We start from the raw sequence: 14,199 nt of genomic DNA, 5'->3' as shown, positions 1-14,199 counted from the left end.
TGTCTCAATTATATAGGGGAAGGAGGTTTATTAAATGTCCTACAATTGGAATAATTCTTCTTCAGATATAAGGGATTTTGTTTTTAAATTAGTTAGTAAGACTAAACAAATCATCTATGATAACTTTATTGGTTTTTATCTTCACGGCTCACTAGCAATGGAGGGATTCAATCCCTATAAAAGTGATCTTGATGTAATAGTGGTCACAAATGAATCAATAACAATAGAGACCAAAAGGAAATTAGCAAATCTATACTTAAGTTATTCTGATGATCCTTATCCAATCGAAATTAGTTTCTTGAATAAAGAGCAATTAGATAATTGGAAACATCCTTCTTCCTTCGACTTTCACTATAGTGAACAATGGAGGTAGAGATATGAAACTGTAATTTCAAAAGAGCAATGTTTATATATCAATGAAGATATTAGCACTGACCCTGATTTAGCTGCACATATTTATATACTCAACCAACGGGGAATTTGTATTGATGGAGAACCAATACCTGAAATTTTCCCTATTATTTCGCAATCGGACTACTTCTCTTCCATCGAGGGGGATTATCAGGAATGTTTAGTAAATATAGAAGATAATCCAATTTATTGCTCGTTAAACATGCTGAGAGTATTTTTGTACGTTAAATCTGGGACTGTTACATCAAAGCAAGAAGCAGGTGAGTGGGGGATAGCTACATTCCCAGAGGGACTTAGCAACACCATTCAAAAAATATTGGACGGTTACAGAAGTGAAGAGGTTTCTTATAAATTTGACAAAAAAGAACTCTTTGGATTAAAAGACTACATCCATCAAAATGTACAGGAATTATTGTAGGAAGGGAATTAGAACCTAACTTATCTCAGTCCCGAATCTTCTGGATAAGGGCGCGATTGTTAAATAGTATTCTTAGTACATAGCATAGCCGTACTTAGCTTTTAAAATGGAGGCGTGAAATATGTCTGAAGAATTTTTATTTATCTTAGTTATAGTATCTATGGCTATATGGGTTACGGTGTCTAAAGAGGCTGTAAAACCTTCAAAAGAAATAAACCGGTGGAAAATGATAACATTACTGTCTGCTGGTTTTTTATCCACTTTATTTATAACCATTACGCTTTTTCAAAGCTTGATGTTATAGTTCCGTTAACGGGTGTGTTAGTTGAAGATCTGCTTCAATATATCGAAATCAAGTCTTCTGTTATAGAGGGGCGTTTGCTGAATAAAAACAACATTATTTAGCCGGAAACAAATGTATTAAGTAGGAGTGATTTCAAGTGAGACGAGTTGACGTAGCTTACGCCTTTATCTTTAATGAAATTGAACAGAAAGTTTTGATGGTGAAGAATAAAGGTAGTGGTTGGTCTCTTCCAGGCGGTGCTGTTGAAAAAGGTGAAACATTCGAACAAGCAGCAATGCGAGAAAGTAAGGAAGAAATAAATTTAACAATAAAAACTGAAAACATAGTCGCTGTAAATGAAGCGTTTTTTGAAAGTAAGGGCCATCATGCTCTATTCATTACTTACAAAGCGAAATTGTAGAAGGTGCTATACAAATAATACATAAAGATGAGATAGATGATATTAAGTGGCTGGATATAAATACCGCAAACCAACTAATGCCTTACCATGCTGGTGGGGTAGAGAGCTTGCTTAAATCGTCTGCTCCATATACCTTCCAAGGTTAAGAGTACTTTGGGGAATCTTAATATGAACGGGTGAAAGTATGGAAATCGAAGTTAAAAGTAATACAGAAAAACCAATAGAAGCAACTGAACTTAAAAGACTTTATAGTGAGGCAGGTTGGTGGGAAAACAGAAAAGAAGAGGATATAGAGAATATCTTAGAACACGCAATATTCGTTGGTGCGTGGAGTGGAGATTTTCTTATAGGCTTTGCAAGGGCGGTATCAGACGGAAAATTCAGGGCTTATATCGAAGATGTTGTATTACATACAGAATTTCAAAAGTCAGGTATTGGAACTGAAATTGTATCACGATTATTAAAAGAACTTTCTCACATTGATGTAATTAGCTTATTTTGTGAAGAGGATTTAATTCCATTTTATGAGAGAAATAAATTTAAATATAGTAAATCTCAGTTTGTAATGCACAAAAAATAAGGGATATCTAAGTCTCGAGTCTTCCGGATTAAAGATGATGGCTTTTTAAGGGGCTTTAATAAACTGTTAGTACATAACAGAAAGAAGGGTACAAAATGGAATTATTAACTCTAGTACTACTATTTGCTATTTTTTTTGCAATATATGACGCAATAAGTAAAGTCAACAAAAATATTGTTGAGCAGACCGAGGAATTAAAAAAGATACGTGAAGGTTTAAAAGAGAACAGTAAAAAGTAAGTTTATACTATGGAAGCAATGGGTGAGTTAGTTAAAGATCTATTGAAAAATATCTCGAAATCAAGTCTTCCGCAAAAGGGGGCAATTCATGAACAATGGTTTGTTCCCTTTCTAACTAAGTGGGCTAAAGTATTGAAGTAACGGAGCAGGAAAACACAAAATGGAACATTATCTATGAGTGTTAAAATGATACAGTTATGTCAGCAAAAAGGGGGATAATATGGTATTAAAAAATAAAAGAATCTTCTACATGCTATTTTTAGCACTTGTTCTTTTACTTTCGGGATGTAACGGTAATGAGAAGTCAGTTATAAATCATTTTTATTTATCAATGATGGGAGAAAGTGAAACCTGGAATTTAACTGGGTATGAAGTTGTGATAACACCAGAAAACTTTAAAGCAGGTAATGGAACCCTAAATATGAAAAATGAAAATGAATACATTGCAGACTCTATTCATTTTAAAACCCACGCCGTTATGAACGGTGAGGATATAGTAGTACATTCTGGTTCAGCATCTGGTGCAGAAATTGATATTGCAAATGAATCAACTGGAGCAATTGAAGGTGGAGAATATCTGAATGAGGATGGAAGCCCTATTACGTTGAAAGAAGTGAGCAATATTTACATGACTGTTGAATGGTGGGATGAAGGTAAGAGTGACAGTATGAAAGAAAGAATAAAGTTATATGACGAATCTTATAAAGAAAATACCTTTTTGGAGTAACGGGGGCGATAGTTGCATTCTGGCTCTCTCTTATTCAGCTTGCGGAGCACAATAGTATATAAGAGTCAATGATACGTTTTATATTCTCGCATAGTGGTCTTAGGGGGTGGTCAAGAATGTTTAGGAAATGGATTAGACATATTCTAAGAGCAGTTCCATTAGGAATTGGTGTAGCTACAATTGTATTGGTTATTCAAGGGTCTAATGAAGTAAGTAGCCCAATCACATTTCTATCAATTGGGATGATATGTTTAGCGATATTACATTATGAAGAAAAGTAATTAGTAAAGCTAACGGAAGCTTTAGATATACACATACTCGAATATATCTCGATATCAAGTCTTCCGGTATAGGGGGCGCGCGACAAGTTCTGCTATAAGCGCTTTCTGGCGTGAAAGGCAGGAAGTTTATTCGATTAAATTTCAACTGTACAACGGAGGATGGGAATGAAGGATCCATGTTTCCCGAAACCATCCCGTCAACACTCCTGCATGCGTTAAGACGGGCAGGTCTTAGGGTGTGAAGCACAGGTGGATTGGGCAGAACGAAGGCTAAAGCCATATCTAAGGTATGCCAACGGATATGCCTCACGGCTGAAAAACTAGATAGGATGAGAATCGTTCTTTGAGATAGGAACTGACGAACTTCCGAAGGTAAGGGTCTAAAGATTTCAATGTAGGGAAACCTGCAGGTCATCTTACGATGACGTGAGTGGTGTGGAGTAAAACTGCCCCCTCTGAAAGACGCTATACCGAACGATGGCGGTATCGAGCTCACAGGCTTACAGGAAGCATCTACGTCTAGTATGGATAGCTACGTTGTATGGTACTTGGAAAGCAAGGAACGTTGAATCAAGGGCTGTCACCCAAAACGGTTGCTATAAAGTTATACTGAAAAGCATTTGTCCTTGTGAGGGTAGGGGAATGACTGATGAAACTTCTATAATGGAAGGGGAGGAATAGCCCCAAGTCTAGAGTATGAAACGATTATTTTCCTAACGTGAATGGCACCGATCGGGTAGGAACGTGGGAACATCGCTCCAAAGGAGGGATGCCACAGTGTCAACGCTACGAAACTGGGATTACTATAATATGACGGAGACCTTTACGGATCTTCATGAAAAAGCGAGTCAGGGACATACATTTTCTCACCTATATGAAACCATCATATCGAGAGAAAACATCCTGCTCGCTTTTCGCATGATTAAAACCAATAAGGGATCAAAAACGCCGGGAACCGATGGGAAGACCATCGATGACATGAAAGAGCTATCCGAAAAAGATCTGGTAAATGAAGTCCGAACCAAACTTAGAAACTATCACCCGAAGAAAGTTCGAAGAGAATGGATTGAAAAAGAGAACGGCAAATGGAGACCTCTTGGGATTCCATGCATACTGGATCGAGTGATCCAACAATGCTTCAAACAAGTTCTTGAACCGATTGTAGAATCTCAATTCTTCAAACATAGCTACGGATTCAGACCTCTCCGGTCTGCTCATCATGCTATGGCAAGGATACAGTTTTTGATTAACCATAGTCAACTTCATTACGTGGTTGATGTAGATATTAAAAGTTTCTTTGATAACGTAAATCATCGTCTATTAAAGAAGCAACTCTGGAATATCGGCATCCAAGACCGAAAGGTATTGGCATGTATTTCTAAAATGATTACATCGGAAATTAATGGTGAAGGCGTGCCCGATAAAGGTTCACCACAAGGTGGAATTTTATCTCCCCTTCTTTCTAATGTCGTCTTAAATGACCTAGACCAATGGGTTGCGGACCAGTGGGAAGTATTTCCCCTGACGAAATCCTACAGTTCAGATGATGCCAGAAGGCGAGCGAGAAAACAAACGAATTTGAAACAAGGATATCTGGTCAGGTATGCTGATGATTTCAAAATTCTATGTCGGGATGGAAAGACAGCGCAACGGTGGTACCATGCGGTACGTCTGTACCTCAAAGAGCGTTTGAAGCTGGACATCTCACCAGAGAAATCTCAAATTGTAAACTTAAGAAAACGAGAATCGGAGTTCTTAGGGTTCACCATTCGTGCGAATAAAAAGGGCAAGAAACGAGTGGCCCATACTGGGGTCATTTCTTCAAAAAGAGAGAAAATCAAACAGGAAGCGAAAAAGCTCATTCGAAGAATGAAAGCTTCGCCTTCTGCTGAGAATATTCATCGTTACAATAGCTTTGTTCTAGGACTTCACCAATATTTTAAACGAGCGACTCATGTAAATCTTGTGTTCTCACGTCTTGCTTACGATCTTAAACCATTTCTAGTGAACCGTCTTCGACCGGTTGGAAAGCTAGAACATCCTTTTAAGCCACCGCCTTTTTATAGGAAAACCTTTAGCTTAGGAACGAAAACGATCAATATCAATGGTACGTATCTGTTTCCCATTGGCAATGTGAAAACATTCCATACGATGAACTTCAGTCCAAAGCTTTCGCTTTATACAAAGACAGGAAGAGAACAGATGTACAAAAGTCTCCGCCATGATATACAGAAAGAAATTGGACACTTAATGAAGCCTTCTTTACCGAATCGAAGTGTCGAATATCTGGATAATCGTATTAGTCGGTATAGTATGAAAATGGGGAAATGCGAAATTACAGGTGAACATCTTCACGCTTCAGATGTTCACTGTCACCACTATGTGCCAAAGAATCTTGGAGGAAGCGATCAATTTCAAAATCTCCGTATTCTTCATAAGGATATTCATCGACTTATCCATATAAAAGATATAGAGAAGATAAAGGTTTATCTTAAACAATTACCACAGAATCGATTGATCTTAGATAAAATCAATCAATACCGAAAGGTAAGTGGGGTGGAAAGGATCGTCGCATCCAGTCTCGAAGAGTAACATAGGAACTTATAATGTAGTACATACCTTTAGATGGAGCGCCGAATGCTGGGAAACTAGCACGTTCGGTGTGGAGCAGGGGAAAAGCCGGAGATAACCTCAAAAGCTTACCTATTGCTAACGATTATCCAATAAGGGTGTCGCTCCTTATTTTAGTATCGGGCAGGTTTGTGGAAGACTCAGTTTCGAGATATTAGGCGTTTTGAAACTAATTTGGATTAGTATCGTATGTGTGTAATAAGAGAAATGATTTTAGGAGGAATTAGATGGGAAATGAAACACCTGGAGAAAGAAGAGAAAGACTAAGACAAAAAGAGTTAAGCAATCCTTCAAGTAGTGGTCACGGAAGTAACCTTGCAGATTTAGTTGGTGGCTTAGGCTGGAAGGGAACTGGTATATTTATTTTCCAAATAGTAGCTGGGTTTATAATTTATTCCTTATTTTTTCGATAAGAGTCATATGGTAAAACAATAAGATATACCTCGGATTCAAGTCTTCCTGCAACGGGGTCTTTAATAAAAGAGGTGGGAGATTAGAAATGAGGACGTTATTAGAACTTTTGTGTACTTATACGTATATGGTTAGGGGGTGTTTAGAAAGTGAAATGGTTAGTACTTCAAATCCTGACAGTGGGTGTTATAGGAGTATTGATGGCAACTTTAGAATTGGTTGCTGTTAGCAGACTGGTAAGCTCTTCGACTGGTTGGACCCCCGTGAATAATGTTTACATCACATTTAGTATCGTAACAGCAGTTTTATCTTGCATCTATTTAATATTTTTGTTTGAGGCAAAAAAGAGAAACAATATTTTTGAACGATCCTTTTGGAGTTTGATGCCCAAAATTAGTATCTCAGTAGGTGTTTTATCCGTAATTCTATTCTTGGTGGGTGGAACTATTGGACCCATTATGAGCTGGATTGAACAGTGGAGGTCACTCCTATATTTCTTCCTTATATATTTTCTCTTTTTAATATTCCTATTTATTTTTTCGATTGAGCACAAAAAACAAAGAAATAACAATCGTATTAACAAAAGCATACATATTTCCTTTATATGGACTGTAGTGTTGTTTTTTGGCATATTTTTTCTTTTTTAAAACAAATGTTTGGATATTGTATTCTGAAATAAGAGGACATTACAATAATTAAGAGTTAATGATCATTTTTGCATAACACCTAATTAAACTAACGGGGGCAAATCAGGAATAACGGTTTGGACCTTTTTTTATGAACTAACGACCAGGTTAGTGCAGAAAGAATAGTTGTTAATTAACTGTTAATAATACGCCTAAATATAATTTTAGGGTGGTATTATATGGAGAAATGTATATCTCTTTTATTAATCATTTTCAGTACTTTCTTTTGGGGAGGGAACCATGGAACAGTAAATGCAAATTCTAACGATAAACCTAAACCCATAGAGGAATTCTATCCTGAATATGGCGGGTATACAACGGCTGAAGAAGCTATAAAAGAATTTGAAGAACATTATAACCGAGACTTAAAGTTGCCACTTAGAATTCCACCTATAACTTTTACTCATTATTTGGGAAGATTTAGTGATTTAGATGGCGACATAAATGATTCTTTAGAACTGACGTTCATAAGTGAGGAATCACCTGGAAATCATTACAAAATAGACGTTCGACCTATCGAGCATAAAATTCAAATCCCAGATAAGTATATTGTTAAAAAGGTTAACCTAAAGAACGGGAATAAAGCAGTCTATATGAAGTTTAGTAGAGGGCCTTATGCATTAGTTTTTGAGAGGGATGATTGGCAATACATGTTTAGTATTGATAAAAGGGCTTCTGATAAGGTCAATGCTGAAGTATTAGTTAAAATAGCTAACTCAATTGATTATCCTAGTAAGAAGAAAAGTCCATTTCAATAATAGTATTTGCTTAATTAAGTTAATGGGTAACTAAAGTAAAAGAGGACCTAAACAGGTGCGTTATTGAAAATCAATTCAAATATATCTCGAAATCAAGTCTTCCGTAAATGGGGGCTTTACTATTAAAGAGGAAAGGATATTTCAATGAATTTCAGTTTTGTGAAGTTTGAAGTGTTATTACCAGAAGAATACATTGTACCTTTACGTGACCAATTGAACAAAAATAAAGTATTAACTGTTGGAGAGTATGATCATGTAGTTTCTTATACTGAGACCAAAGGGTATTGGAGGCCCCTAGAATCTTCAGAACCTTATTCAGGTGAAAAGAATAAAGTAACATTTGGATCAGAGTGCAAAATGGAATTTAAGTCGCCTTACAAGAGAATAGAGGAGATAAGAAATATTATTAAAAATATTCATCCATATGAGGAACCTGTAATTAATGTCGTGCCATTAATTACGTAGCTTTTAGAATGATTTTTTGATATCGAGTTTTAAAGTATAGGGGGCTTATCTGGAGTAAAGATAAGTCTCTTTTTAGTGAAAAAGGATTGAGTTCCTGAAGATGATTTGAAATAATTGGAATTATGTATAGGGTGACTTTATCAATAAATACACTACCATCAATTAAGGAGGTACTATGAAGAAAACATTATTAGCTATATCAGCAATTGTTAACCTACTTTACTTAATAAACGTGCTTGTTGATTTCGGTATCAGGCTGTCCAGTGTAATGAATGTTGTCTTGGGGTTGATATTTGTAGTAAGTATTTTGGGGTCATTATTTTTCCTAATACAATCTAAAAAAAATTCGGGCTATCACCCTTATCTCTCACTTACGGTGCTTACATTAAGTATAGCTTCCTTTGGATGGTTTACTTTTATAAATTATTTATCATTAATAATGGAAGTGTAAAGTCTCTTATAAGGTCGATATCTTGAAATCGAGTCTTCATGTAACGGGGGCAATAGCGGCATACTAGCCATCTCTTATTGTGCTAACGAGGCAGTAATGTGGAATAAAAAGATTTAATGTCAAGGAAGGGATTTTGTGATGGAAATAGTTTTGAAAGATAAAGAAAAAGCGTTTATTCGCCCATATGAAGACAAAGATTTCAATAATATTCAAGATTTAAACAAAGAAGAAGGATGGCTGAATTTAGTGGAGAATCATTTGAACACAAAAGAAGCGTGGGAAAATTCAAATGTAGCCTTCGTTGTTGAAACAGAGGGGCGAGGATTAGTTGGTTATGTAAGAGGATTAACTGACACTCGTGTTAGCCTATTTATTTGTGAATTGCTAATAGATAAGCAGTATAGGGGGTTAGGGTTAGGAAAACAAATTATTCACTATTTACATAATATACATCCGAACACAAGAATTGAATTACTTGCTAATAGTTCATCTCGTTCATTTTATGAAGGATTTGGTTTTCGTACCTTTTATGGATTCAGGAAAACAAGAAAATAATAATGTTTCTTATAGGGCTAATGTGGAGGTTAGTTGAATATCTGCTTCAATATCTCAAAATCAAGTCTTCCGTAATAGGGGGCTAATCAGGAATAGGCTTCATTTGTGACTGCTAAACTAAAGTAGACAGTTTCCGCTAGATTAGAAGAAACACTTATTTACCCAAATATACCAGTAAAATATACAGCTCTCCCATTGTATGATATTTAAGATTATACAGACATCAATGGAGGGCTCAGAAAAGGTGGATAAGTGGGAAATGTATATGGAGATTCAACAGTTAATTAAGCAAGGATTTAGTAAATCGAAGGTGGCGGAAAAGTTAGGGGTTTCAAGATCAACGGTATATCGCAACCTGCAGAAGTCTCCTTCGGAGATGGCTGAATGGGTAGAAAGAATAAAAACGAGAGAGAAAAAGTTAGATCCTTACAAAGCGTTAATTTTATCCTGGCTGAGAGAACATCCTGATATGTCGGCAGCACAAGTGCAAGATTGGTTACAGGAAAGGTATGAATCACTGGAGATTGGCGAGAGCACGGTTCGTGCCTACGTTAGAGAATTACGTACTGAATATAGAATAGAGAAAGAGACTCTACCACGGAATTATGAAGCTATTCCTGACCAGCCAATGGGAGAACAAATGCAGGTTGATTTTGGTCATACAAAACAAAGAACACCTGACAATCAAGAGGTGAAGCTGAGCTTTATCGCATTTGTTTTGTCTAACTCGAGATACAAATATAAAAAATGGTTAGACAGACCTTTCACTACCCAGGATGTGATGGAAGCACATGAAGATGCATTTCGGTGGTATGGCGGAATCCCAAGAGAAATCGTTTATGATCAGGATAATTTAATCGTGGTCAGTGAAAATGGCGGGGATCTTATCTTAACGAAAGAGTTTCAACACTATAAGGAAACCAGGCGTTTAAACCTTAGGGTTTGTAGAAAAGCTGACCCGGAAAGTAAAGGGAAAATTGAAAATGTGGTTGGCTTTATCAAGCATAACTTTGCAAGACATAGAGTGTTTCACAACATTGATTCCTGGAATGAGCAGGGTTGGCAGTGGCTAAACCGGACAGGGAACTATAAAATCCATAACACAACAAAAAAAAGACCGGCCGAAGTGTTCTCCTTGGAAAAGCAACACTTAAGACCAGTCGCAGAAAAATTAACTATCAAAAACAATTATGAAAATAGTATAACAAGAAGCGTCCATAAGGACAATACAATTCGTTATTTGTCGAATCGGTATTCTCTTCCACTTGGAACATTCCATAAATATGATACCGTCGGTATCAAGGAAACGGAAGACAAACAACTATTCATCTATATTACCGATACAGGAGAATTGATTGCAAAACACACTATTCCTGAAGGAAAAGGCCAATTAGTAAAGGATAGAAGCCATTCGCGCGATCGAACAAAAGGCATCAATGCATTTATGGATACGGTTGCGAAACGGTTTGAAGAGGTAGATTCCGCATACGACTATCTTAATATCATCCGGCAAAACTACCCTCGGTATATTAGAGATCAGTTGCAGATTATTTTAAAGCAGACAAAGGAGAACAATGGGGCAATCTTATCAGCAGCACTGAAAGAATGTGTGAAAAGAAATCTTTATAGTGCGACAGATTTTAGCGATATCGTTTCATACATCAAACGACAACGCCAAGTTGATGATACAGTAACCGATAACGCCCGGGCTGTATCATCTATAAATAAGATTTCAGGCTGGCTCATGGATACGGAAGCCCAAAAGAGAACAGTAAATGCCTATACTGAAATATTGGAGGGTGAGTCTAATTGAGTCAGCTGAATCAATTACAAGATTTGATGAAAACCCTCCGCCTGACCGAAACAGCTAACCATCTTCCTACACTCATAAGAGAAGCTGAGCAAAAGGACGCATCCTTTACTCAGTTTCTCCTGGATGTAGCAACCTATGAACAAAAGCGCAGAGAAGAAAAGCTATTAGAGAAACGGTTTAAATGGGCGACGTTCCCGTTTTTCAGCACTTTGGAAGAATACGATTTAAAAGAACAGAAATCATTAAGTTCGAAGAAACTAAATCAGTTAAAGGACTTAACGTGGATGGAGCAGCTATATAATATTATTTTCCTTGGCCCGCCAGGCGTCGGCAAAACCCACCTATCGATTGGGCTGGGCATTGAGGCTCTCAACCAAGGATATAAAGTGATTTTTACTACGATGGGTGATCTCATTCATGTATTAAAGACTGAAGAAATCACAAGGAAATCGAAAACAAGAATGAAGAGAATACGAGAAGCAGATCTAGTTATCATTGACGATTTAATGTTTATGGCAATGGACAAACAGGAAGCCAATATGTTTTTTCATTTGATCAATGATTTATACAATCAAACATCGATTATATTAACGTCCAATAAAGGTCCTAAAGAATGGGGGGAATTATTAGGAGATCAGGCAATTACAACTGCGATTCTAGATCGTATATTGCATCGAGTGGAAATCATTCATTTAAATGAAGACAGTTGGCGAATGAAGCATCGAAAAACCATATTTGGGCAGCAAAGTGTTTCAAATTAATAAGCAGAAATTGTGTCATTTTACTTGACGGTCACATCATTCCCAAAATGATCAAGGACTCCGCTACTATAATAAGCGGAGTCCTTAATAGGGTTGGTCATTTTCTACACATTCTCACAAAACTGGTTGAAAAGTAAGAATATTAGATAATTATAAATTGTAGTACAATACTGATTTAATGTAAACACGCTTTACAGGAATAAAGAATAATTAAAGTATCTTGATTTTATGTCTTCCACTATGTGGGTCTTTTTGGGAATGAATATTAACTATAGAGGGCCCTTCTGTAGGTCCTCTTTATGATTTTAAAGAATTTTTAAATACGTAACTCACTCTTTTATATCCCATTTTTTCTTCATAGAACTTATGAGCTTTCTCCCTTTGTAATCCTGAAGATAATGCTACGCAATCGTAATGATTTTCAATTGCCCAGTCATGTACATATGTAAGAAGTTTCTCCCCATATCCGTTTGATCGAATATTAGAGTCTGTAACTAAGTCGCAAACCCAAATAAATCTACCATAATAGAGCGTAACCATAGGCATAAACCCAACAACTGAAACGATAGTATTTCCTTGATAGAGAGCATACATTTGATAATCTTCTTTTTGATGGGCGTCTCTAACAATGTCTAAAAAAGTCTCTTCGTTATGTTGTGTACGTAATTGTTTCATTATCGGAAAAGCTTCTAACCATTCATCTTCTGTTATTAACTGCTTAATTTTCTCCAATTCTGTTTCCTCCTTATTGAACTTGTAATAAAATCATTATATTGATCTACTGAACTCAACAAAAGTATCAGATTAATAATAACTGAAGGGGTCAGTCCTTAAGGGAGGATAAAAAAAATGCTTGAAATTACACCGCTACTAGATCGGACCAGTAAAGAGCCGTTATTTGTGCAATTATTGAGCTATATAAAAAAACAGATTCAAATAGAAAAGATTAGGCCAGGTGATAAACTCCCATCTAAAAGGAAACTCGCAAATCATTTAGGAGTTAGTCTGAATACAGTGGAGAATGCATATCAGCAACTTAATGCGGAAGGTTATGTTCAGAGTATACCTAGAGAAGGTTTTTTCGTGGCAGATATAGATGAAGATTGGTTTAATATCAGACCAGTCAAGAGAAAGGAAATGGAGAGAAAGACTTCTAACAAAAAGGATATGTACAAATATGACTTCAACCATGGAAAAGTTGAATTAGATCAATTTCCTTATTCTGTTTGGAAAAGGTTAACCTTGGAGTCTATAGATAAACAACAAAAGGAAGTGTTTTTAAATGGGGATCCAAAAGGAGAATGGTCGCTAAGAAATGAAATAGCTAATTACTTATTTCAATCAAGGGGTGTGAAGTGCTCTCCAGCGCAAATCGTTATAGGAGCAGGAACCCAGTATTTATTACACCTTTTAACGATGATGTTAGATCCTAGTTATGTCTATGCCATGGAAGACCCAGGGTTTCACAGAACCCGAAGAGTTTTAGAGGATAAAGGGCATCTTATTCGGCCGATTCCTTTAAATAAAAACGGTATATGTATAGATACCTTAAGGGCTTCTGATGCGACTATCACTTATGTCACTCCATCACATCAATTCCCAACCGGGATTATTATGCCAATAAAACGAAGAATAGAATTGTTGAAATGGGCAAATGAAGTGAATGGTTATATTATAGAAGATGATTATGATGGAGAGTTCAGGTATAAAGGTAAACCTATCCCATCTTTACAAGGTTTGGATAACTGGGATAGAGTTATCTACCTTGGCACATTTTCCAAATCATTAATTCCTTCCATAAGAGTTAGCTATATGATTTTACCTGAACATTTACTTGGCAACTATGAAAATAAACTCAGTGTTTATAAGCAGACAGTTTCTAAGTTACATCAAGATACTCTTCAGAAGTTCATGAAAAATGGGCACTGGGAGACACACTTAAATAAAATGAGGCGGCTGTATCGTAGAAAACAAGAAGTATTGATTTCCTCAATAAATGAATATTTGAAAGATAATTTTGAAGTAATTGGCGAACAATCGGGCCTTCATATTTTGTTGAGCGATTATAGAAGAAGGTCAGAACAAAATTTAATTCAAATGGCAAAGGAACATTCTGTTAAAGTGTATCCTACCTCTATTTACTATAATGCTCCACATAAAATAAATGAGCATAGCATATTAATAGGCTTTGGCGGAATTAACATAGAAAACATCCATGAAGGTGTTCGTCAATTATCAAAAGCCTGGTTAGATTAACATTTTATCTTGAATTCGAGTCTTCCGCATAAGGGGGCGATAGCTGCACAGT

General features: G+C 36.3%; 14 protein-coding genes and 1 pseudogene. 14 read left to right on the top strand and 1 reads right to left on the bottom strand.

What is annotated here, in order from left to right; translation table 11 throughout:
• The first annotated feature begins 34 nt into the window (after window positions 1–34).
• The 13 genes and pseudogenes from B9Y67_RS20950 (at window position 35) to istB (ending at window position 11,891) form a co-directional block, all read left to right on the top strand.
• Window positions 35–373 (top strand): nucleotidyltransferase domain-containing protein, encoded by a 339-nt coding sequence (locus B9Y67_RS20950; protein WP_254901722.1) that lies wholly within the window; start codon window positions 35–37, stop codon window positions 371–373.
• A 15-nt stretch (window positions 374–388) separates the two neighbouring features.
• Complete coding sequence (locus tag B9Y67_RS20945) at window positions 389–829, top strand: aminoglycoside adenylyltransferase domain-containing protein (protein ID WP_369668752.1); 441 nt, start codon at window positions 389–391, stop codon at window positions 827–829.
• Between the two features lie 121 nt (window positions 830–950).
• Window positions 951–1,133, top strand: coding sequence for a hypothetical protein (locus B9Y67_RS05625; RefSeq protein ID WP_085505798.1), 183 nt, complete (start codon window positions 951–953; stop codon window positions 1,131–1,133).
• Window positions 1,134–1,269: 136 nt separating this feature from the next.
• Window positions 1,270–1,679: pseudogene (locus B9Y67_RS05620) on the top strand (NUDIX hydrolase).
• A gap of 38 nt (window positions 1,680–1,717) precedes the next feature.
• Window positions 1,718–2,113 carry a GNAT family N-acetyltransferase gene (locus B9Y67_RS05615; protein ID WP_085505797.1) on the top strand — a complete coding sequence of 132 codons (396 nt, stop codon included), beginning with the start codon at window positions 1,718–1,720 and terminating at the stop codon, window positions 2,111–2,113.
• A 459-nt stretch (window positions 2,114–2,572) separates the two neighbouring features.
• Window positions 2,573–3,079 carry a hypothetical protein gene (locus tag B9Y67_RS05610; RefSeq protein WP_085505796.1) on the top strand — a complete coding sequence of 169 codons (507 nt, stop codon included), beginning with the start codon at window positions 2,573–2,575 and terminating at the stop codon, window positions 3,077–3,079.
• 1,058 nt (window positions 3,080–4,137) lie between these two features.
• The gene (ltrA, locus tag B9Y67_RS05605; RefSeq protein ID WP_085505795.1) at window positions 4,138–5,952 is read left to right on the top strand and encodes a group II intron reverse transcriptase/maturase; all 1,815 of its coding nucleotides are present in this window, start codon (window positions 4,138–4,140) and stop codon (window positions 5,950–5,952) included.
• Between the two features lie 266 nt (window positions 5,953–6,218).
• Window positions 6,219–6,404 (top strand): DUF6366 family protein, encoded by a 186-nt coding sequence (locus B9Y67_RS05600; RefSeq protein ID WP_085505794.1) that lies wholly within the window; start codon window positions 6,219–6,221, stop codon window positions 6,402–6,404.
• An 863-nt stretch (window positions 6,405–7,267) separates the two neighbouring features.
• Window positions 7,268–7,846, top strand: coding sequence for a hypothetical protein (locus B9Y67_RS05590; RefSeq protein ID WP_085505792.1), 579 nt, complete (start codon window positions 7,268–7,270; stop codon window positions 7,844–7,846).
• A gap of 159 nt (window positions 7,847–8,005) precedes the next feature.
• Entirely contained in the window at window positions 8,006–8,311 is a 306-nt protein-coding gene (gene cutA, locus B9Y67_RS05585) for a divalent cation tolerance protein CutA (protein ID WP_254901721.1), read from the top strand.
• Window positions 8,312–8,900: 589 nt separating this feature from the next.
• Window positions 8,901–9,317: a GNAT family N-acetyltransferase gene (locus B9Y67_RS05575; RefSeq protein ID WP_085505789.1), complete on the top strand. Its 417-nt coding sequence runs from the start codon at window positions 8,901–8,903 to the stop codon at window positions 9,315–9,317.
• 244 nt (window positions 9,318–9,561) lie between these two features.
• Window positions 9,562–11,130, top strand: a complete 1,569-nt coding sequence (gene istA, locus B9Y67_RS05570) for an IS21 family transposase (protein ID WP_085505788.1) — start codon at window positions 9,562–9,564, stop codon at window positions 11,128–11,130.
• Between the two features lie 26 nt (window positions 11,131–11,156).
• Window positions 11,157–11,891 (top strand): IS21-like element helper ATPase IstB, encoded by a 735-nt coding sequence (istB, locus tag B9Y67_RS05565; protein WP_439330193.1) that lies wholly within the window; start codon window positions 11,157–11,159, stop codon window positions 11,889–11,891.
• Between the two features lie 297 nt (window positions 11,892–12,188).
• Here the strand turns inward: istB and B9Y67_RS05560 are convergent, their stop codons facing one another.
• On the bottom strand, window positions 12,189–12,566 hold the full coding sequence (locus B9Y67_RS05560; RefSeq protein WP_085506702.1) for a GNAT family N-acetyltransferase: 378 nt from the start codon (window positions 12,564–12,566) through the stop codon (window positions 12,189–12,191).
• Between the two features lie 174 nt (window positions 12,567–12,740).
• Between B9Y67_RS05560 and pdxR the strand changes: the two genes are divergently transcribed.
• A complete protein-coding gene (pdxR, locus tag B9Y67_RS05555) occupies window positions 12,741–14,147 on the top strand; it encodes a MocR-like pyridoxine biosynthesis transcription factor PdxR (RefSeq protein ID WP_085505787.1) in 1,407 nt (468 codons plus the stop codon).
• The last annotated feature ends 52 nt before the right edge of the window (window positions 14,148–14,199 follow it).

The organism is Thalassobacillus devorans (assembly GCF_900176565.1).
Taxonomy (GTDB): Bacteria; Bacillota; Bacilli; order Bacillales; family Halobacillaceae; genus Thalassobacillus; species Thalassobacillus devorans_A.
The sequence above is the reverse complement of the archived record's forward strand: the minus strand, read 5'-3'. Positions and strand labels throughout refer to the sequence as shown.

Coding starts and splice junctions, on each gene's coding strand:
- B9Y67_RS20950 (WP_254901722.1), top strand. CDS start 35: ATGTCCTACAATTGGAATAATTCTTCTTCAGATATAAGGGATTTTGTT.
- B9Y67_RS05625 (WP_085505798.1), top strand. CDS start 951: ATGTCTGAAGAATTTTTATTTATCTTAGTTATAGTATCTATGGCTATA.
- B9Y67_RS05615 (WP_085505797.1), top strand. CDS start 1,718: ATGGAAATCGAAGTTAAAAGTAATACAGAAAAACCAATAGAAGCAACT.
- B9Y67_RS05610 (WP_085505796.1), top strand. CDS start 2,573: ATGGTATTAAAAAATAAAAGAATCTTCTACATGCTATTTTTAGCACTT.
- B9Y67_RS05600 (WP_085505794.1), top strand. CDS start 6,219: ATGGGAAATGAAACACCTGGAGAAAGAAGAGAAAGACTAAGACAAAAA.
- B9Y67_RS05590 (WP_085505792.1), top strand. CDS start 7,268: ATGGAGAAATGTATATCTCTTTTATTAATCATTTTCAGTACTTTCTTT.
- B9Y67_RS05575 (WP_085505789.1), top strand. CDS start 8,901: ATGGAAATAGTTTTGAAAGATAAAGAAAAAGCGTTTATTCGCCCATAT.
- istB (WP_439330193.1), top strand. CDS start 11,157: ATGAAAACCCTCCGCCTGACCGAAACAGCTAACCATCTTCCTACACTC.
- B9Y67_RS05560 (WP_085506702.1), bottom strand. CDS start 12,566: ATGAAACAATTACGTACACAACATAACGAAGAGACTTTTTTAGACATT.
- pdxR (WP_085505787.1), top strand. CDS start 12,741: ATGCTTGAAATTACACCGCTACTAGATCGGACCAGTAAAGAGCCGTTA.